Below are 18,618 nucleotides of genomic sequence, written 5' to 3'. Positions count from 1 at the left end.
AAAACCACTCCCGCCCCTGAGCGATATCCGCTTATGGGAGTGAGAGTGGATGCAGGATTCATGCCGTTGTCCGTACAGCCTAAGGACTTAAAATCAGCATGAGCAGAGAATATATCAAGAGCGCCTTGCCCCATCTTTTTTTCATAAAATCCTTGCCGCGGTGAATCCGTGACTTCACGGTATTAACCGGTATATTATTGGCCTGGCTGATCGCCTCAAGCGACATTTCCAATACATAGCGCTGATAAACGACGCTTTTGTACTTGACCGGAAGCTTGTCGATGAGCTCCGCCATCTTGTCGGACAGCTCGCGCTCGATAACCTCGCCTTCAGGCGTCGGTTCTGTATTTGCAATGACATCATGAAGCGAGAGAGGCTGATCGGAATGGGCCATAACCGGTTGATCCAGAGGAAGTGACGGTGCCTTGCGACGACGAAGCAAATCCAGGCAAATGTTCTTGCCGATGTGAAAGATCCAGGTGGAAAATCGTTTGTTCTCATCAAAGCGGTTCAAATTGAGGTATACCTTGAGAAAGGTTTCCTGAACCACATCCTCGCACTCTGTCTTGCTGCGGAGGATCCGATGCGCCATGTTGTAAATCTTGTCCGTGTACAATTCCACAAGCTTGTTGAAGGCAAGCTGATCGCCCTGTCTGGAAGCCATTACCAGCTGAGACTCATTCATCGCAATTCTCCTTTGCCATCCGTCGTGAACACCTTTACCTACCATTATAACAGGAAAAAAAAGAAACGCATCTGTTAATAGCGCCGTTTAATAAATTCCGGTCATATTCTTTTTGGTTTATGGCAAAATGTTGACGTTCCCCTTCTGCTTCCCAGAATCATCCATGCCCTGTAGCATGAATTCGGCATACATGCGTCATGGAGCTTCCTGCTTGCGGCACTATACTTGGCATCACTAGGTATACCGTTTAGCATTACATAACGCACAATTCACTACTTTCTTTATCGATAGCTTGACCTATATAATAGGGATTGTACCGTGTGACAATCATGATGATGGAGGTAAATGAATGAAACCCATTCCCTTAAAGCAGCGCGGAATAGAGGCAAGCCAGCTCGTCCTCGGATGTATGAGGCTTGGAGGCGGCTGGAACGATAATCCGATCACAAGCGAGCATTACAATCAGGGCATGGAAGCTGTCAATGCCGCGCTGGAAATCGGCATCAACATGTTTGACCATGCCGATATCTATGCCTTCGGCAAGGCGGAGCGGGTATTTGCCCATGTATTGAAGGAAATGCCGGGCCTCCGCAAGGAAATTATTATCCAATCCAAATGCGGCATCCGTTTTCCTGACGGGGTTGGTCCACAGCGCTTTGACTTCACCGAGGCTCATATTCTCAAAAGCGTAGACGGGATTCTTGAACGTCTTGGAACCGAATACCTCGATATTTTGCTGCTTCACCGTCCGGACCCGCTCATTGATCCGGAAGAGGTGGCGAGCGCATTCCGCAAGCTCACCGCCTCCGGCAAGGTCCGCCATTTCGGCGTTTCCAACATGAGTCAGGGACAAATCAAGATGCTCCAGGCGTATTGCGATGAGCCTTTCGTCGCCAACCAGCTGGAGATGAGCCTTCTGCGGACAGGCTTCGTAGAAACCGGCATCCACATTAACCAGGATGCGGCGAAGGACAGCATTTTCCCGGAAGGAACGATGGAATTTTGCCGTATGGAGAATATCCAGCTGCAATCCTGGGGTCCGCTGGCGCAGGGGCTATACTCCGGCGCACCGCTCGACGGCAAGCCGGATATGGTGGTTCAAACCGCCAAGCTTGTCAGTCGGCTGGCAGAAGAAAAGAACACGACGCCGGAAGCGATTGTTCTCGCTTGGCTGATGACGCATCCCGCTGCCATTCAGCCTGTAATCGGCACCGTGAATCCCAAGCGCATCCTGGCTTGCAGGGATGCCGCCACACTTCGCCTGACCCGCGAGGAATGGTATACGCTTTATGAAAGCACTCGCGGCAAGAAAATGCCCTAAATATCGGAAGCGCCCCCGCCAAGAATGACGGGAGCGCTTCTTTTTTATATGAAATTCGGTTAAATGACCTCCAGGCCATCCTTGTCCGGCAGCTGCGGGTACGCGGCATGCGGCTCTGTCTGATACCAAAATGCAACGGAGGAGATATCGTCCTGCAAGGGCAGGTATCTGCCCTTCGACCGCCACCCCAGCGCCTGCACCGTCACATGAAGGTCATCCTCGAAGCGGATAGGGTCCATGATATGCCAGCGGTACATTCCGAAGCGCTGGTTGGCCTTGTACAGGCCGTCCGGCTTGATCGCCTGGTGCATGCCCAGATAAGGCGTGCTGTAAGGTACATACTTGCCCTCCATATCCCAGTTCCAGGCTCCGCCAAAATAATCCTCCAGCCCTGTCGAGCAGATTGTCGGGAACTCGCGGTCCCCGTCCATGTAAAATTTCACTTCGCCTTCGCCCCACCAGTTGTTGCTGTTCACCTGCCACGCCAGATAGGTTCCGACAAAGTGCCCTTTGCCCTTGATGCCATCGACTATCGTATGTACATCCTTGTAGGCAAGGGGATTGCTGCGGCGCCACTGGGCATGAAAATAAGCCATATCGGCCGGTACGTCGGTTAGCGTATAATTAATTTGGTAATACAGCACCGTGTCCTTGTCTTCCAGATTCTCCATGACGAACCGGGCTTTGCCGCGGAACGGCATTTCCCAATAGCTGTTGAAGCCGTTTGCCGGGTTAACGGCAATTGGAAGCGAATTCACAAGACTGCGCTCGCACCAGCCGTTGCAGAAAAAATCGCCGACCGGAACGCGCACCGAGGGCTCCGCTTCGTCATCCCAATAAATGTTCAGGATCAAATGCCGCCATGATTCTACCGGACAGGTGAGCCAGAAATTCTGAATCACGCCCGGCCCCTGAATGTCGGCCATTGTGAACGAGGAATTCGCCGGCACCATGACAGAGGGGGATATCTTCCAGCCTTGTCCCAAATCGCGGGCGCAGGCCGCCCCGGTGCCTTCCGTGGCCATGGCTCCCTTGCCTTTCCCGCCGGTAAAGTTCTCCGGACTGACCGATCGGGTAACCGCGTTTGACAAACGTGACAAATTGCCAAGCCCCATGCCGATTCCATTGAATGCTGTTGTCATTATATAAGCCTCCTGTGCGTTTGAATAATAGCGTTCAAGGACATTATAAGCCGGGCATTACGCAGCTGGATTTAGCAATTGGTTAGTTCTTTTTATCAATCATTCAGAACATTCATACTTTAATGAAAATGAGGGTTTTCCGTGCTGGAGCAATTATCGCCTTACATACGGGTAGCTATGGATTCCTGGTTAGATTCCGGTGCTTTCATCGAGGAACGGGTAATCTGGGATTATGAGCTGCTGCTTCTCAAAGAAGGACGCCTGGAGATAACAGTCGAAGATAACGTATACGCCGGGGAAGCCGGAGACGTGTTTCTCTTCAAGCCGAAGCAGCCCCACTCCATTCGGGTCATGGGAGGGCAGGCGGCGAGGCAGCCCCATGTCCATTTTGATTTATCCGAAACCGCCGACAGCCCCGATGTATGGGTGTCCTTCAAGCCCCTGCGGCATATGAGCCGTACGGAGAATAGCTGGTTCCGCCCGGATCTGCTCTCCGGACCGGACTGGAAGCTGCCAAGCCGCATCCGTATGCCGGATTTGCTGAAGTTCGAAGAGCTGCTGTTCGCGGTCATCCGGGAGTTTGAAATGAAGATGCCATTCCACCAATTCCGCCTGAAGGGGCTTATGCTTGAGCTGCTCGCGTGCCTGCTTCGCGAGACGCAGCTCGAGGAAAAGCTGCGAGAGCCCGGCCATCTCCCGCTCCTGCTGGAGATCCAGCATTACCTGAACCTTCACGCCGGCCGTGAGCTGACGCTGATGGAGCTCTCCGAACAGTTTCATATGAACAAGCATTATTTGATCGGGTTGTTCAAGCAGGCTTTCCAGATCACACCGATGCAATACCATCAGCAGATGCGTCTGGACCGGGCCAAGAACCTGCTGCGCCACACCAGGATGACGATGCAGCAGATTGCGGATTCGCTTGGCTACCCGAGTATTCACGGCTTCAGCAGAGCCTTCAAAAACAAGGAAGGCGTAAGCCCCAGCGCCTACCGGGCCATTCTTGCGGAGGGCAGAAAATAAAGGACAGCAGTCAGAGCCTGAACCTTACTGATGCCAGTTAGAAATCCGGTAAATAAGATAGGCTGCCATGGCTGCCATACAGAAACGTCTCTTTGGCCGCTGATGCCGTTTCTCCAGCCTTCTCCCACTCGCTTCACCCTTTAATCTCATGAATCAAGAAGAAACGGCTGTCGCCGTCCTTTTGGTGGCACAGCAAGTTTCTTCCCTTAGACCTTGTAGAAATTTACAGGAGTGAAACTTATAAATTCTATAAGGTATAAAAAAACCGCTGAGCGCTTGGTTACCAAACGTTCAGCGGTTTTTATGAGAACAATAGCCATTCTGTTGTGAACAACCGGATAGCGGCCGTTAATCGAACAGAAAATCCTCATCCTTTAATGTCTCTACATGGACTGTCCGTACATAGCCGTTGCCTTTTTTCGAGAAGAAATCATGCTGCTTCGTCCGGGTGCTGATCCCGTTGAACACGATCGGATTCACCTCTTCTTCAGGAAAAACCGGCTCCAGCGCCAAATTCATCAGCGCCTTATTCGCATTGTACCGCACGAATCGCTTCACTTCCTCCTGCAGGCCAAGCACGCTGTACAGCTCGTCGGTATAGGCTTCCTCATTGGCGTGCAGACGGTTTAGGAGATCATAGAGCTCTGCCGTGACTTCGGACTGCTCAGCCGCATCCAGCTCGCGGAACACCTCCTGCGCCAGCACCCCGACATAGAGGCCGTGAATGCTCTCATCGCGCAGGATGAGGTCGATAACCTCGCCGCTGCTGGTCATTTTCCCTTGTCCGGCAAGGTATAAGGGGTAGAAAAAGCCGCTGTAGAACAGATAACTTTCCAGCAGCACGGAGGCTGCCATCGCCAGATACAAGCTTTTCGCCGAATCGATGTTCTGGTAGCATTCCGAGATCCACTCCGCTTTGGACTGCAGCAGCGGATTTTGCTCTACCCATTTGAACAGCTTGTCTATTTCCTCGGTAGTCGCCAGCGTTGTAAAAATACTGCTGTACGATTTGGCGTGAATCTGCTCCATCATCCCCATGAAGCCAAGCACCGCCTTGCGCTGCAGGCCGTCGATATGCTCCAGCAGCTTCGGCATGCCGACTCCGCCCTGAATCGTATCCAGCAAAGTCAAACCGCCAAGCACCTTCATATATAAATCCCGTTCCGGGCTGCTTAATCTCATCCAGGACATTTTGTCATCGGAAAGCGGAATCTCTTCATCCGTCCAGAACTGCATGATGTTCTGGTTCCAGAACGTGCTTGTATAATCGTCATCAGGCCGGTTCCAGTTCACAGCCTTAAAGGTCACCGCCGGCTTCTTGACCGGCTCCGCTAATTTTACATTCATAACTTCATTTCCCTTCCATGATGATTTCAGGCGGTACCGGAAGTGAGGCAAAAAAACTGGCGTGCATGAGGAAAGCCTCCTCTGATATTCGTAGGTGCTGCAAGTGAGTTTGCCGCTTGCCGCTTGTCGAGGAAGCAGTTGTTCAAGCTGATTTTCCCCGTTTAAACCGCACAGCTAATGCATTCCTCCACGGAAAGATGGTTCGTCCGGGTGTAATACAGCGACTTCAAGCCCTTCTTGGCCGCGTACAAATAATACCTGGCGAGTTCTCTTGTGCTCACATCGCTGTTGACATGAAGAATGGTTGAAATGCCTTGATCCACATGCTCGCTGATTTCGGCAATAAGGTCCATCACCTTGAACTGATCCATTTGATAGGCTGATTTATAGTAAAAGTAATTGTCCGCCGCCATGTAAGGCATCGGGTAATAGGTCGTCGAATTCGCATAGGTGCGCGTTTCAATTTGCTCCACGATCGGCATAACGCTTGAAGTGGCGTTCTGGATGTAGGAAATGCTCTGCGTAGGCGCGATGGCCAGCCGGTAGGCATGATATAAACCGTGCTGCTTCACCAGCTGCTTGAGGCTGCTCCAATCCGCGGGCGTTGGAATCGCAACTCCCTCGAACAGCCCTTTCACCTTGTCCGTCACCGGACTGTAATCGGTATCTTCATATTTGGCGAAATAAGTGCCTTTGGCATACTCCGAGCGTTCAAAGTCCTGGAAGACCGTCCCCGTGTCTCGAGCGATCTGCATGCTCTTCTCGATGGAATAATAGTTCATCATCATAAAGAAGGTCCGGGCAAAATCCTTCGCTTCGCCGCTGTCGTATGCGATCCGGTTCTTGGCCAAATAGCCGTGAAGATTCATCGCTCCGAGCCCGACGGCATGAAGCTCGTTATTGGCTTTGGCAACGCCGGGCGCATTGGGTACACGCGACATATCGCTGACTGCTGTCAGGGCGGTCATGCCTTCATACACGGATTCCTTGATTTTCTTCTGCTCCATCACATTGACGATATTAAGGGAAGCCAGATTGCAGCAGATATCGCGGCGGATCAGATCCGGCTGGCCGTAGTCGCCGATCTCCGATACCTCCTGGAGCTGAAAAATCTCCGTGCACAGGTTGGACATTTTCACAGTGCCGATATCCTTCAACGCATGATTCTTGTTGGCATTGGATTTGTTCATTATATACGGATAGCCGGATTCCAGCTGTATTGTCGCAATTTTGACAAGCATGTCGCGCGCGCTCATGACCACTTTTTTCTTCACACGGTCGTCCGCAAGCAGCTGATCGTACATCTCATCCAGATCGATATCGTCCAGATGCTGGCCATAGGCCTGATAGACGGTGTGGGGCGCGAACACATGAAGAGGCTGGTTCTGCTCAGCCAGCGTGTAGAAGCGGTTCGGTACAATCAGTCCAATGGAAAGGGTCTTGATCCGGTTCTTCTCATCGGCGTTGATTTTCTTGCAATCCAGAAACTCCAGCACGTCCCAGCCGAAAATATTATAATAAGCCGCTCCCGAGCCCTTGCGCTGACCCATCTGATCCGCATAGGAGAATGCATCCTCCATCAGCTTCAGGATCGGCATAATCCCTTTGGCGGCGCCTTCAACCCCTTTGATTGACTCCCCGCGTCCCCGAAGCTTGGACAAGTTGACCGCAACGCCGCCGCCGATTTTGGACAGCTGCATGCAGGTTCCAAGACCATAGTTGATCGAATTAAGAGAATCGTCAACCTCCATTAAGAAGCAGGACACCAGCTCGCCCCGGCGGCTTTTGCCCGCATTAAGGAAAGTTGGCGTAGCCGGTTGAAGGCGCTGCTCCATCATGGAGCGGGTGAGCATTCTGGCGACTTCCGCATTTCCCTGCGCAAGATGGAGCGCCGTAATACTGACCCGGTCCGGGTAATGCTCCAGATATTTGGATTGATCATTAGTCTTGAGCGCATAATCCGTATAGAATTTGGACGCCGCCATATAGGATTGAAATTCGAAGCCGTACTGCTGCGCCGTCTCATAGACAGACTCGATTTCTTCCAAGGTGTAGCGGTCATAGACATTCTCGTAATAATCGTTGGCGATCATATAATCGATTTTTTGCTTCGTGCCGGAGAACGTCTCGCTCCTGCTGTGAACATCCTCCATAAACTCCGCAACAGCCTCATGATCCTTTTCCAGCTTGAAAAAGCCGTCTTCGTTTCTTTGCATCAATTGATTATTCAGTTCAATGTACCGCAAACATGCTCACCGCTCTCCGAAAATATTCAACATCCGTTGACGTACCTGACAGCTCAAATTTGCTGATGACCGGGACAGCGAATAACTGGGCGATCCGGTCTGCGCTTTTGGCGAATCCTTCTCCCCAATTCCGGTTGCCACTCGCAGAAACACCCTTCAGATAACTGTAATTATTTTGCAAAAATTCCAGTACCCTGTCCGGTACCTGACCAAATCCTGTTGTATAGGTTACGAGCACGAACGGCTCCCGTATCGTTGAGCTTCCTTCGATTCGTACCGCCCTCATCGCTAACTTGTCTATGAATCTGCCGACATTGCCCGTGCGTGAATCATAAGCAATCAACAAATACACCAACTCCTGACCTGAGGAATTTCCAATTTTTCTTTTCAGCAACTTCATCTATATATAGTTGGTAAGATTGAATATATATCAATATATTGTGTATGTCAATGAGTCTCCAGGTAATATTCAACTGATTCATCCAGGCTTTCATAAGACAAAAACCCCCTGAACCGTTACGTTCAGGGGGCTGTAGGGGATTTTCCGCTTCTACTAAATAAAATTATTTCATGGCGGGCAGCTTCTTCATGATGAGTATTGCCACCTCTGCCTGGCCTGCGTAATCGGCAGCTTCAAATTGTGTCGGCGGTTTGCCATTCATGAGTCCTTTTTCCAGCTCTGTCCCAGTTAAAAACCCCCAAACCCACATGAGAAGCGGATCTGGAGGCTGTATATGGCGTTTATTGCGCTTTGATTTTATCGAAATATTTGGTCTGCGCATCCTTGGCGGCGGCATCGAGCTGCGCCTTCAAGTCTGTGCCCTTCTTGGAGAATACCTCTTGAATGACATTGGTCATCGTACCGTAATATTCCTGCGTATTGTACTGCGCTTCCGGCAGACCATCAAGCAATTTATTCGACTCCTCATTATATTTGTACACATTGTCGTATTTGTCGAAAATCGCTTGCACCTTCTTGCCATAGTCCGAGTCGGCGCCAAAATAGTTCATTTGCGGCGGGATGAAGAACTTGCCTTCTGTTTTACGCGCCTGAATGTCGGTTTCAACCGATTTGAGCCAGTCATCGGAGAAATAATCAAAGGTAATATAGCGGAACGCCATCTCCTGCTCGTCTTTGGTCGCATTCGGGTTGATGACCAGATAGTCGCCGCCCAGAATCCCGTAATGCTTGCCGCCTGCTTCTGCTGCCGGCATTGGATATGTGAGCACATCCTCCTGCTTCATGTTGCCTTGGTTCAAGGCCTGCTCAATCGGTCCTTCTGCTCCTGCAATAACCATTGCCGTGCGGCCTTGTGCAAAAGCCCCTACAGCATCGCCCCAGCCCAGCGCCCAGTCCTGCGGAATGGCATTGGCTTCCCAGCGGAGCTTGTTATAGAACTCCAGCGCTTTTAAGCCCGCTTCGGAGTTAAACGCCGCTGTTACTTTGCCGTCTGCAATCGTTTGGATCTCGCCGCCCGCCTCGAACAGGAAATTCGTCCAGTTCCAGCCGGCCTCATTGCCTTTGCCCATCGGCGCGATGCCGGAGATGCCTTTCTTCGTATCGGAGGCCGCCTTGGCCGTGCTCAGCATATCGTCCCATGTCCAGTCATAGGAAGGAACGGCCACGCCTTTATCATCCAGCAGCTTTTTGTTAATAACGGTACTGGTCACATACCCTTTTTGAGTAACGCCGTACACTTTGCCGTCAATCAGGAATTGATTTTGCAGGATCGGATTGATTTGATCCTTGAATTCATAATTATTCCACAGCTCCGTAATATCAGCAGCCCAGCCGCGCTCAACGAGGAATTTGGCTTCCGTCGCAAAGGTATTGAAGAAGGTAGGCGCTTCGTTGGCCGCCATTTTGATGCCGATCTCATCGGTGCTGTAATGCCAGTCGCTTTTCTCAACGGTTACATTCGGATATTTCTCGGTGAAACGCTTGATCTTGTCGTCTTCCAGCTTCCGGTTCTCCACCTGGTCAGGGAGCGGGTAATAGACGCTGATCGTGATTTTCTTCGTCGAGATGTCCTCTTCGGCCGGCGGCGTATTATTGGCCGCGGCTCCGTTGTCATTGGCGGCTGCCGGCGGGTCCTCGGCCGGTGTGTTAGCCGGCGCATTGGCGGCCGTGTTGTTGTTCTTGCTGTTGTCCGAGCCGCCGCAGGCAGCCAGCAGCGCACTGAAAACCATCATACATACAAGGATAAGACTTAACTTGCGCATTGAAACTCCCCTTCTTCCTCATAAATTTTATTTGAAATAGAAGAAAGTAACCGTGGCCTATACTCTGCTTCTATTTCACCGGAATGAAACGAGCCCCGCCTTCATAAGGACGGCGTCAGCCTTTCACCTTGACCTTCTAGAATTTATAAGTTTCACGCCTATAATTTTCTATAAGGCTTGAGGGAAGAAACTGACTTTCCCGCCAAAGAACGGCGAAGCCGTTTCTTCTTACCTCTTAATCTTAATGGAGGCGGCTTCATACTGACGATGTGTATTCCTATGCTCATCGTGTGCAGCTTTACGCTCTCGCCATCCTATCCCTTGATGCCGCCCAGCTGCAGGCCGCGCATTATAAAACGCTGGAAAGTGAGAAATACAACCATCGGCGGCAGCATAATCATCGCCAGTATCGCGAATTTGATATTCAAATCCAGTCTCTTCGCATTTATGACATATTTGTATATGGCCGTTGCCAGCGGGCGCGTCTGATCGCTGTGCATGACAAGCGAAGGCCAGAACCAGTCGTTCCAGGCATTGGAGAACACGAAGATCGCCAGCGTCGAGAAGATCGGAACCGACAGCGGCAGCGCGATCCGCAGGAAGCATTTGACCTCCGATGCGCCGTCTATCCTTGCCGCTTCGAACATTTCCATCGAGATGCTGTCGAAGAAGCTCTTGAGCAGCAGCAGATAGAAGGCATTGGCCCCCGCTGGCAGCCAGAAAGCGAAGAAGGTATTAATCAGCCCCAAATCCTTCAGATTCAGAAAATTCGGGATGATATAAGTCGTCGGCGGAATGAACAAGGTAATCAGGAAGAAAAATGTAATCCCGCGCTGATAGGGCACGTTCAGCCTCGACAGGCTGAATGACGCCAAGCCGAGAACCAGCACGGTAACAATCATATTTCCGGCGAAAATCGCCATTGTATTCCGCAGGAATATCGGCAGATCTATAAAATCCCAGGCTTTCTGGAAATTGCCCCAGCTGTACTTCTCAGGCAGGAAATGCGGGGGAAAGGCATAGACCTCTTCATTGCTCTTGAGCGCATTAAAGAAAGTCACGGCGATCGGGTACAGCATACTGAACACCATTATGAGAATGACGAGAATCATAAGACCGTAGTAGATTTTGTTCGATGTTTTCTTCAAGTCATAGACGGATAGAATGCCGCGGTCATAGCTCTTCATGGCTAGTTGCCCTCCCTGCGTTGAAATCGGTATTGAACGACCGCAAGGCCGCCCAGAGCAAGGAACATGAGCACGCCCAATGCGGCAGCCACCCCGTAATCCAGCCTGGTTGTGGCATACTTTACAATAAGCAGCGCATAGGTGAGCGTTGCGTTGTTAGGACCGCCGTCCAGCATGGCAAGCTGGGATTGCAGCCCCTGCGAGGTCGCGATCAGCTGCAGAATCAGCATCAGGACGATCAGATTGCGGATGGAGGGCAGCGTAATATAGCGAATCCGGTTCCATACCCCGGCGCCGTCAATTTCCGCCGCTTCGTACCAGTCGCGCGGAATGCTGAGCACCGCCGCCAGATAGATCAGCATGGCTGAGCCGAACTGCTGCCACGACTCCATAATAACGAGGGAAATCATTGACCATCGGGTGTCGGTCAGGAAGGCGATCTGGTCCGCCCCGGCTTGGGAAAGCGTCGCATTGATCGGCCCAACCGGATCATAGAACCAGCGCCATAATCCATAGAGCACAACAACAGGAAGAACGTTGGGCAGATAGGCCGCAACGCGCGCAACTCCCTGAAACTTCTTCAGCTCCGATATCGCAATAGCAAACAGGATCGGAATCCAATAGCCGATCAGAAGTCCCAGGAGCATATAGTAAAGCGTATTTTTGACGGCCTTCCCTACATCAGGATTTTGAAAGACGGTCTTATAGTTTGCAAGTCCGATAAATTCCGTGCCATTCACAAAATCAACATGCTGAAAGCTGTAAACGAACCCTTTTATAATCGGCATCCACAGAAAAGCGATGAATATAAGCGCCGCCGGTAAAATAAAAAGATAGCCCCACATATTTTTGCGCAGCAATTTGCAGATTCCGGATTTATGGACACCCTGTGGGCCGTCCGCCTGTATGGGCACCGTTGTTTGACTCATCCTAGTCTCCCTCATTCCTTCTCTATGCGTGATAATTAAATTGTAATGAAGGAGAGCAGGACTGAACATGTGCAGTTCTATCTGAATGATGGGCGATTTTACTTCTTCAGCTCGCTTGGGCTCATGCCGAAATATTTCTTGAATATTTTGCTGAAATGCTCCGGCGATTCGTAGCCCACCTGCTCGGATATTTCATAGCGGCGCAAATCCGTTGTGGTCAGCAGCCTGCGGCTTTCTTCCATCCGGAGCTTGATTACATATTCCCAGAGATTGAATCCGGTTTTCTTCTTGAACAAATAGCTCAAATAATTGGGGCTGACGTGATTCCTCTGGGCCACCTCATGCAGCGTGAGCCCCTTCTGTGCATAGTTATGGTCGATATAGCTCTTGGCCCGGTCCACGATGACATTATTCTGGGCATTAAGCTCATCCGCTGTCGGTTCCTGCGCGGCATACCGGCTCCAATCGAAATCCCCGTAATAAAACACATAATGATCCGGATGATCCGCATGCCGCAGCAGCGCCCTGCGGGCCTGCTCCTTAAGCGTAGTCAAAAATTCCGTTCCCTTGAGAATCTGACTGATTCCGACCACACAGGAAAGGCGCAAATACTTGTGAAGATTGAAATGCAGACTTCGACCGATCATATCGAGCTGATTGATTTTATCGACATTAATTTCTTCTGCTTTCTTCCCGTCCCATTGAATCATCACCGTAACTTCCTGATCGTCCGAAGAGAAGATCACATGATTCCATTCCTCTCCCATCAGCTCATTGATGATGTTAAGCGCGGCATACTGAAGCAGCTCGCTGTCTTTAGGATATAATTGCTGATTTCTAATCCCGGATGGCAGATTCAGGTTAACGACAATGATTGAATAATGAGGCCCGTACAGGGAGATGCCGTAACGCTGCGCAAGCATATCAAGGATCGCCTGCTGGTCGCCGGCTCCCCTCAGCAGCTGCCCCAGCAGTCCATTTTTCTCCGGTGCCGGCTCCTCCATGCGGAACTGCTCGCGAAGCTCGGACATGACGGCTTCCGAAGCTGCAGCGGGCTTGTTCATCTTCAGCAGCACATTGCGGACGGAGTCCAGAAACTGCTCGCTGTTCAGCGGCTTGATCAGATAGTCCTTTGCCCCCAGCTTAATGGCCATTTGGGCATATTGGAACGTTTCATGGGCGGATACAATAATCGTCTGCACCCATGGCTTGATCAGCTTGGCCTCGTGCATCAGCTCGATTCCGTTCATCGCGCCCATCTGGATATCCGTAACCAGCAGATCAATTTCTTCCATCCGCAAATAGTCAAGCGCCTCATATGCGTTGTAAGCATTATAGATGTGGTCGATGCTAAGGCCCGATGAGGCGAGCAGGCTGGTCAATCCCTTGCAGATCAATGGTTCATCATCGACGATTAATATGTTGTACATCATTTGCCCCCTTATTTGTTGCACTGCCGCTTAGATCCGCTGTCCTTCTTCGTAAGTTTTGGGAAACACGATGGTTACCGCTGTTCCCTCAATCTCCCTTCGCTGATAGTGCAGTCCATAAGGTCTCCCAAAATGAAGCTGAATGCGCTGGTGAATATTGCGTATGCCGTATCCCAAGGACGGCTGTGCCTCTTCCTCATTGAGCAGCCGGTCAATCGCCTCATAGTTCACTTCCTTGTAGCCATTATCCTCAATCCGGATCATGACTGTGTTTCCCCGGTCGAATGTTGAAATCATTATTTCCCCGTCTTCTCCCATATTCTTGATGCCGTGAATAATGGCGTTCTCAATTAATGGCTGAAGCGTAATCTTGGGAATGAGCACATCATGAATCCGCTCATCCAGGTTCCAGATGACCTGGAATTCATATTCATATCTCGGCTGCTGCAGTTTAATATAGGCGGCCGCATGCTCCAGCTCCTCTTCCAGCCGGATAAGCTCCCTGCCGCGGCTGAGCCCGATTTTCATCAGCTTGGCGAGCTCCTTGACCATCTCTGCCGACTCGGTGCTTCCCCCGAGTGATATCTTCCAGTAAATGCTCTCCAGTGTATTGTAAAGCAGATGCGGATCGATCTGCTGATAGAGAATTTGCAGCTGTGTCTCCTTTTGCTTCAGCTCCATCTTGTATTTGTAATGGATGAACGTATTCAAGCGCCGCGCCATGTCGTACATGGAGGAAATAAGCACGCCCACCTCATCGTTTCTGCCCTTGCCGGGCGTCATCGGCACCAGCTTCCCCGGCTCGTAGGAACGGACGAAAGCAGCCAGCTTCTGAAGCGGTGTCATGAAGGAACGCCAAAAATAAACCATGCCCATCAATACAAAAACGGTGTAAACAACCGTTATATACAAGATGACATGCTTGAGCTCACTTTGCTGCTGCAGCAGGGAGCGGACCGGAATTTTATAAATCAGCTTCTGCTTAAGCGATTCATTCGTGTTGACCACATAGATCAGATCGGAATCGATGAAGTTGGTGACTCCGCTCGTATTCGTTAATTTCGCATATTCGGGGGGCAGCAGGACTTCCTCGTTGATCAGGCCTTTTTCCGTAGAGGTCAGCACCTGATTACGGTCATCGGTAAAATAAATCTTCCCGTCCGGCAGGGATACCGAGTTCAGCGATTCGCCGATCTTCTTATCCATCTTGGTTACCACCAATACGCCGAGCAGATCATTTCTCTGATAAATACTGTTGACCGCCCTCACATAAACCAGCGTCTTCTGCTTGTTGATTCCCACATAGGCGTCGATGACCTGCAGGGAGCCGCTTCCTTTGTTCAGCACGGCCTCTTCATACCAGTTGGGCTTGTTTGAAGCGGACAGGAAATACACACCGCTTTGCGCCAGAGGCAGCTGCGCTGCGAAAGAGAAATCATTATTGGGGTCATACACATAAAAGTTGTAATAGATCGCTTCCCCGCCGTTCACACCCGTTGAATAGCCGGCGAGCAGCTTTTCCATTTCGGTATATTTATTGAGCCGGTCATAACTGGACTCATTCTGTTTTTGCGCAAACTTTTGGGTAATGGAGTTTTGAATGATCGAATAGGTCGTATTTTTCACCGAGTCGATGTCCCGGTTAATGAGGGCAAAATTTTGCTTATTCAGTTCCGTGTAAGCGTTTGTAACGTGACGCTTCAAAATTTGCTCTGCCCGCACATTTCCGTACCAGTGCAGCAGCAGGACGGGACTGACCATAACCAGCAATAACAGGAGCAGCTGCTGTTTGACACTTATTTTCGTGAGTGGATTTGTCATGCTGTTCCGGATGAGCTGCACACCTCCTAAGACCCTGTTACTTGTTACTATATCAGAATTGCCCAGCTGCAGTATGGCTATTTTTATCCATATTAAGGAGCAGATCTATGGACTTTACGGGTCTTCGGATCAAAGCGGCTGACGTCTTTTATTTGTGCGGCAAAGGCGAGATTCTTCTCCTGTTGCAAAAATAATCTTGACAGAATCCAACCTTCTTTCAAGTATTCAGAAAGTTTGAATTTCATCAAACGCGCAAAAAATGCTAAAATGTTTATGAATGAAAAGAAAGGCGGAGAATAAATGGTACATGCATTCACCATCAGACCCGATATGTATAACGCCTTCGAAGACGAGGCCGAGCAAATTGAGAAGTGTAAAGAATGGGGCTTGTTATCCGAGAAAGCCACCAAATCAAAAGTGTTTTTCTATAAAAGCAATGGCATGAATCTGGCCTGCAGCATTATCGGCTATGTCGATAAAATGACCGCGGTTATAGCATTTGAGAATGATCAGCAGCATTGCATCCATCCCTCGTACCTGAAGGAGATGCAGGCGTCGAACTACGGTCAGAAGCCTTCCGGCGCAGTGGAGGAATCGCCGGATTCTTTGATTGCGGAGCTCGAAGTCCCGCAGGATGAGGCTGGACCTGTTCCGGACCCGCTGCCGGTGGAAAACATACTGGCGGAGCCGGAGGTCAGGAAAGCTCCAAAAGAGAAGACCAAAAAAGAAAAAGCCCCTAAGCTTCAGCTCCCGGAAGAAAAGATCAAAATGATCGCGACCGTACAGGAATTTACTACAGTACCGAACCATTTCTCCGATACCGAGGATGAGGTTGTCATCTATGAGGCTGTATCCTTTGCCGAATCCGGGGAAGAAGTCGGCATGGCTTGGTCAAGCCATAGCGCTACGTTGAAAAAAAACGATTTGAAGGTCGGAGAAACAATCACCTTTGAAGGAAAAATAGTTGCGAAGAAGCTCACAAAACACCCCGTATCCTATAAAATCAACAATCCGGCTAAAATACAGAAAGCATAAACCTGACTGGGAGCAGCTTCGGATTGGTACCCTTTGCAGCCTGAAGCATGTTTCTTTACCTGGAGCTTTAACAATGAACCTTATCATCCTATAAGGTTCAAAAAGGCTGCCCGACTTCCCGGCAGCCTTCTAATGCACCCTTATATTTCATCCACATCAAATGCCTGTCCACTTTTGAAGCGGACAGGCATTACTATCATTCAAAAGAATAGGTCCAGAAGCGTTCAATGCCAAAACGCTCTGCAATTTCTTTTTCCCCCAGTTTCTTGCTGCCCACTAATTCAGCGGCTTGGAACTGTGAGCGATGAGCCTCAATGGATGCCATCTTTTGCTTCAAAAACGGTTTAACGTTACGGACAACATCCGGCTGCCCCAGTACTTCTATGGTATTTTTGGAAAAGGCCATGGCATGGACAACGGGACGCTCATTTGGGGGCAGCTTGGCAATCGTACGAACCACAGCCGCTCCGCATGCATCATGATCCGGATGAACGCTGTAGCCCGGATAAAAGGTAATAACCAGCGAGGGGTGGAGCTCCTTCAGGAGACTGCCGATACTTCCGTCCAGCTCCTCCTGATCCTCGAACTCAATCATTTTATCATGAAAGCCCAGCATTCTCAGATCCTGGATCCCGATTGCCGCACAAGATGCCGCAAGCTCCTTCTTACGGATAACCGGAAGTGTCACCCGGTTAGCAAATGGCGGGATCCCCATATTTCTGCCCATTTCTCCCAAGGTCAAACAAGCATAAGTTACCTTGTCTCCGTCTTGCAAATACTTGGCAGCGGTTCCTGCAACCCCGAAAGCCTCATCATCCGGATGCGGCAATATAATTAAAATATGCTGTCCCATTCCATTCCCTCCTTTTGTCTCCTTAGAAAGGCGTTCTGCTGAGCTGCAGAGCCACAATCAGCTTGCCTTGACCATCATGCCCGGCAAGAATTAACCTCTCTGTATCTGTCTCGTCCCAATGCGTTAGCCCTTCTGAATAGATCCAACCGTTCGCCGTTTTCAAGCCTACCCGATAATAAGGCCCTTCTCCGGCGATGGAGCCTTGTGAATATTGAATGCTGGCGTTCGAAATAAAGGTGGCTGCCGGATGCTTGTTGCTGTCCAAATGAGCAGCGTACGCTCCCGATGTCATTTCAAGATGAACATAAAGCATCTGATCTTTCAAAATATCTATCCTCTGTTGGACGTTGATCTGATTAATGAGCTGCATCTTACCCTCCATCTGCCACCATAGTTGTTGTGTTGTTCCACTATCATACGCCTTCTACATATAAAAATAAAATGAACAATCTTCCTGGGCATCAATAAGTCAGAAACTTTGAAGCTGCATTCCACGGTTCCCCGATCCATTCCCATGAAACATATATAGAAATCATGCGTATATATGAACCAGGGGTTGATACGATGATCTTTTTTGCGTTTATCATTATTGCGGTTGCCATCGTGAATATTATTTATCCCAGCTTTGGTTGGCATTTAAGATATGGCTGGATCGTCAAGGGTGATTCCGAGCCGAGCGATGCCTATCTAATAATGAGCAGAATCAGCAGCATTATCGTACTGATTGTATTTCTTATTGTCGGAATCCCTTTTTTGTTCTAAAACAGTATTCCTAATTCAGGCAGTGAGGAGATACATATGATTAAACAGTTCATGTTTCCCATGATTGCGATGGCGTTTGTTATCGCCGGAATCCTGTTCATGCTTCAGGATTATAAATCAATAGGCGCAGTTTTAATGATTGTAGGCATCTGTTTTAATGTTGTCGGAATGATTATACGAAATCGAAGAGCAAAAGGCGGATAACCAACCTTTTTATACCGCCTAACAGCAGGTTATATATCCAAGTCCGCGAATATCACCTGACCTCCTTCACCAAGAGGTGATGATGCTGCAACAACGGAACCATTTTGCCCCATCCATTAAGACACCAAGATTCCCACCTCGGATGAAACTCATTCATCCGAGGTGTCTTTGTATTTGTTATCAATGAAAACAAAAAAACCCACAAAAGTGAGTTCAGTTAACTCCGTATAAGCATTACACCCTGAAAACTGGATAGGAAATGGACAAGTATATTCTTTAGCTGTTGTTGGATAAATCATTGTAGGATAAGCCCTCGACCGATTAGTATTCGTCAGCTGCACATCTTGCGATGCTTCCACCTCGAACCTATCAACCTGGTCGTCTACCAGGGGTCTTACGAATTGGGAAAT

General features: G+C 49.7%; 17 protein-coding genes and 1 rRNA gene. 5 read left to right on the top strand and 13 right to left on the bottom strand.

Annotated features, from left to right (window positions below; translation table 11 throughout):
* Positions 1-79 precede the first annotated feature (79 nt).
* Entirely contained in the window at positions 80-685 is a 606-nt protein-coding gene (locus AC0YOB_RS37720; RefSeq protein WP_210047130.1) for a sigma-70 family RNA polymerase sigma factor, read from the bottom strand.
* A 349-nt stretch (positions 686-1,034) separates the two neighbouring features.
* Here AC0YOB_RS37720 and AC0YOB_RS37715 point away from each other — a divergent pair, with 349 nt between their 5' ends.
* Positions 1,035-2,006, top strand: coding sequence for an aldo/keto reductase (locus tag AC0YOB_RS37715; protein ID WP_475797127.1), 972 nt, complete (start codon positions 1,035-1,037; stop codon positions 2,004-2,006).
* Between the two features lie 59 nt (positions 2,007-2,065).
* Here the strand turns inward: AC0YOB_RS37715 and AC0YOB_RS37710 are convergent, their stop codons facing one another.
* A complete protein-coding gene (locus tag AC0YOB_RS37710) occupies positions 2,066-3,148 on the bottom strand; it encodes a glycoside hydrolase family 172 protein (RefSeq protein WP_475797126.1) in 1,083 nt (360 codons plus the stop codon).
* Between the two features lie 141 nt (positions 3,149-3,289).
* On the opposite strand from AC0YOB_RS37710, the gene AC0YOB_RS37705 reads away from it, so the two are divergent.
* Complete coding sequence (locus AC0YOB_RS37705; protein ID WP_475797125.1) at positions 3,290-4,171, top strand: helix-turn-helix domain-containing protein; 882 nt, start codon at positions 3,290-3,292, stop codon at positions 4,169-4,171.
* Between the two features lie 348 nt (positions 4,172-4,519).
* Here AC0YOB_RS37705 and nrdF read toward each other — a convergent pair whose 3' ends face one another.
* From nrdF to AC0YOB_RS37665, 8 genes are all read right to left on the bottom strand, one after another.
* Positions 4,520-5,518, bottom strand: coding sequence for a class 1b ribonucleoside-diphosphate reductase subunit beta (gene nrdF, locus AC0YOB_RS37700; protein WP_475797124.1), 999 nt, complete (start codon positions 5,516-5,518; stop codon positions 4,520-4,522).
* 161 nt (positions 5,519-5,679) lie between these two features.
* Positions 5,680-7,764 carry a class 1b ribonucleoside-diphosphate reductase subunit alpha gene (nrdE, locus tag AC0YOB_RS37695; protein WP_475797123.1) on the bottom strand — a complete coding sequence of 695 codons (2,085 nt, stop codon included), beginning with the start codon at positions 7,762-7,764 and terminating at the stop codon, positions 5,680-5,682.
* Positions 7,751-8,110: a class Ib ribonucleoside-diphosphate reductase assembly flavoprotein NrdI gene (gene nrdI / locus AC0YOB_RS37690; protein ID WP_475797122.1), complete on the bottom strand. Its 360-nt coding sequence runs from the start codon at positions 8,108-8,110 to the stop codon at positions 7,751-7,753. Before nrdI ends, nrdE begins: the two co-directional genes overlap by 14 nt.
* A gap of 395 nt (positions 8,111-8,505) precedes the next feature.
* A complete protein-coding gene (locus tag AC0YOB_RS37685) occupies positions 8,506-9,987 on the bottom strand; it encodes an ABC transporter substrate-binding protein (protein ID WP_475797121.1) in 1,482 nt (493 codons plus the stop codon).
* A 314-nt stretch (positions 9,988-10,301) separates the two neighbouring features.
* A complete protein-coding gene (locus tag AC0YOB_RS37680; RefSeq protein WP_475789381.1) occupies positions 10,302-11,174 on the bottom strand; it encodes a carbohydrate ABC transporter permease in 873 nt (290 codons plus the stop codon).
* Positions 11,175-11,176: 2 nt separating this feature from the next.
* Positions 11,177-12,103 carry a carbohydrate ABC transporter permease gene (locus AC0YOB_RS37675; protein ID WP_475797120.1) on the bottom strand — a complete coding sequence of 309 codons (927 nt, stop codon included), beginning with the start codon at positions 12,101-12,103 and terminating at the stop codon, positions 11,177-11,179.
* 98 nt (positions 12,104-12,201) lie between these two features.
* Positions 12,202-13,533 carry a response regulator transcription factor gene (locus AC0YOB_RS37670; RefSeq protein WP_475797119.1) on the bottom strand — a complete coding sequence of 444 codons (1,332 nt, stop codon included), beginning with the start codon at positions 13,531-13,533 and terminating at the stop codon, positions 12,202-12,204.
* Between the two features lie 30 nt (positions 13,534-13,563).
* Positions 13,564-15,375: a cache domain-containing sensor histidine kinase gene (locus AC0YOB_RS37665; protein ID WP_475797118.1), complete on the bottom strand. Its 1,812-nt coding sequence runs from the start codon at positions 15,373-15,375 to the stop codon at positions 13,564-13,566.
* Between the two features lie 279 nt (positions 15,376-15,654).
* On the opposite strand from AC0YOB_RS37665, the gene AC0YOB_RS37660 reads away from it, so the two are divergent.
* Entirely contained in the window at positions 15,655-16,389 is a 735-nt protein-coding gene (locus tag AC0YOB_RS37660; protein WP_475797117.1) for a hypothetical protein, read from the top strand.
* A 196-nt stretch (positions 16,390-16,585) separates the two neighbouring features.
* Here the strand turns inward: AC0YOB_RS37660 and bshB2 are convergent, their stop codons facing one another.
* Together bshB2 and AC0YOB_RS37650 are read right to left on the bottom strand one after the other, a co-directional pair.
* Entirely contained in the window at positions 16,586-17,242 is a 657-nt protein-coding gene (gene bshB2, locus AC0YOB_RS37655) for a bacillithiol biosynthesis deacetylase BshB2 (protein ID WP_475797116.1), read from the bottom strand.
* A 22-nt stretch (positions 17,243-17,264) separates the two neighbouring features.
* Entirely contained in the window at positions 17,265-17,612 is a 348-nt protein-coding gene (locus tag AC0YOB_RS37650; RefSeq protein ID WP_475797115.1) for a YojF family protein, read from the bottom strand.
* A gap of 194 nt (positions 17,613-17,806) precedes the next feature.
* Here AC0YOB_RS37650 and AC0YOB_RS37645 point away from each other — a divergent pair, with 194 nt between their 5' ends.
* Together AC0YOB_RS37645 and AC0YOB_RS37640 are read left to right on the top strand one after the other, a co-directional pair.
* Positions 17,807-18,004: a DUF6199 family natural product biosynthesis protein gene (locus AC0YOB_RS37645; RefSeq protein WP_475797114.1), complete on the top strand. Its 198-nt coding sequence runs from the start codon at positions 17,807-17,809 to the stop codon at positions 18,002-18,004.
* A gap of 36 nt (positions 18,005-18,040) precedes the next feature.
* Entirely contained in the window at positions 18,041-18,208 is a 168-nt protein-coding gene (locus AC0YOB_RS37640) for a hypothetical protein (RefSeq protein ID WP_475797113.1), read from the top strand.
* A 301-nt stretch (positions 18,209-18,509) separates the two neighbouring features.
* Here AC0YOB_RS37640 and AC0YOB_RS37635 read toward each other — a convergent pair.
* Positions 18,510-18,618: ribosomal RNA gene (locus tag AC0YOB_RS37635) — 23S ribosomal RNA — on the bottom strand; the annotation flags it as partial.

This window comes from Paenibacillus sp. JT31N17 (genome assembly GCF_056269255.1).
This window is presented reverse-complemented; position numbering and strand designations above follow the sequence as displayed.

Excerpts from the sequence above, each read along its gene's own strand:
- bshB2 (WP_475797116.1), bottom strand. The coding sequence starts at position 17,242 with ATGGGACAGCATATTTTAATTATATTGCCGCATCCGGATGATGAGGCT.
- AC0YOB_RS37645 (WP_475797114.1), top strand. The coding sequence starts at position 17,807 with ATGATCTTTTTTGCGTTTATCATTATTGCGGTTGCCATCGTGAATATT.
- AC0YOB_RS37715 (WP_475797127.1), top strand. The coding sequence starts at position 1,035 with ATGAAACCCATTCCCTTAAAGCAGCGCGGAATAGAGGCAAGCCAGCTC.
- AC0YOB_RS37685 (WP_475797121.1), bottom strand. The coding sequence starts at position 9,987 with ATGCGCAAGTTAAGTCTTATCCTTGTATGTATGATGGTTTTCAGTGCG.
- AC0YOB_RS37640 (WP_475797113.1), top strand. The coding sequence starts at position 18,041 with ATGATTAAACAGTTCATGTTTCCCATGATTGCGATGGCGTTTGTTATC.
- AC0YOB_RS37670 (WP_475797119.1), bottom strand. The coding sequence starts at position 13,533 with ATGTACAACATATTAATCGTCGATGATGAACCATTGATCTGCAAGGGA.
- AC0YOB_RS37675 (WP_475797120.1), bottom strand. The coding sequence starts at position 12,103 with ATGAGTCAAACAACGGTGCCCATACAGGCGGACGGCCCACAGGGTGTC.
- AC0YOB_RS37710 (WP_475797126.1), bottom strand. The coding sequence starts at position 3,148 with ATGACAACAGCATTCAATGGAATCGGCATGGGGCTTGGCAATTTGTCA.
- AC0YOB_RS37650 (WP_475797115.1), bottom strand. The coding sequence starts at position 17,612 with ATGCAGCTCATTAATCAGATCAACGTCCAACAGAGGATAGATATTTTG.
- nrdF (WP_475797124.1), bottom strand. The coding sequence starts at position 5,518 with ATGAATGTAAAATTAGCGGAGCCGGTCAAGAAGCCGGCGGTGACCTTT.
- AC0YOB_RS37720 (WP_210047130.1), bottom strand. The coding sequence starts at position 685 with ATGAATGAGTCTCAGCTGGTAATGGCTTCCAGACAGGGCGATCAGCTT.
- AC0YOB_RS37660 (WP_475797117.1), top strand. The coding sequence starts at position 15,655 with ATGGTACATGCATTCACCATCAGACCCGATATGTATAACGCCTTCGAA.
- AC0YOB_RS37680 (WP_475789381.1), bottom strand. The coding sequence starts at position 11,174 with ATGAAGAGCTATGACCGCGGCATTCTATCCGTCTATGACTTGAAGAAA.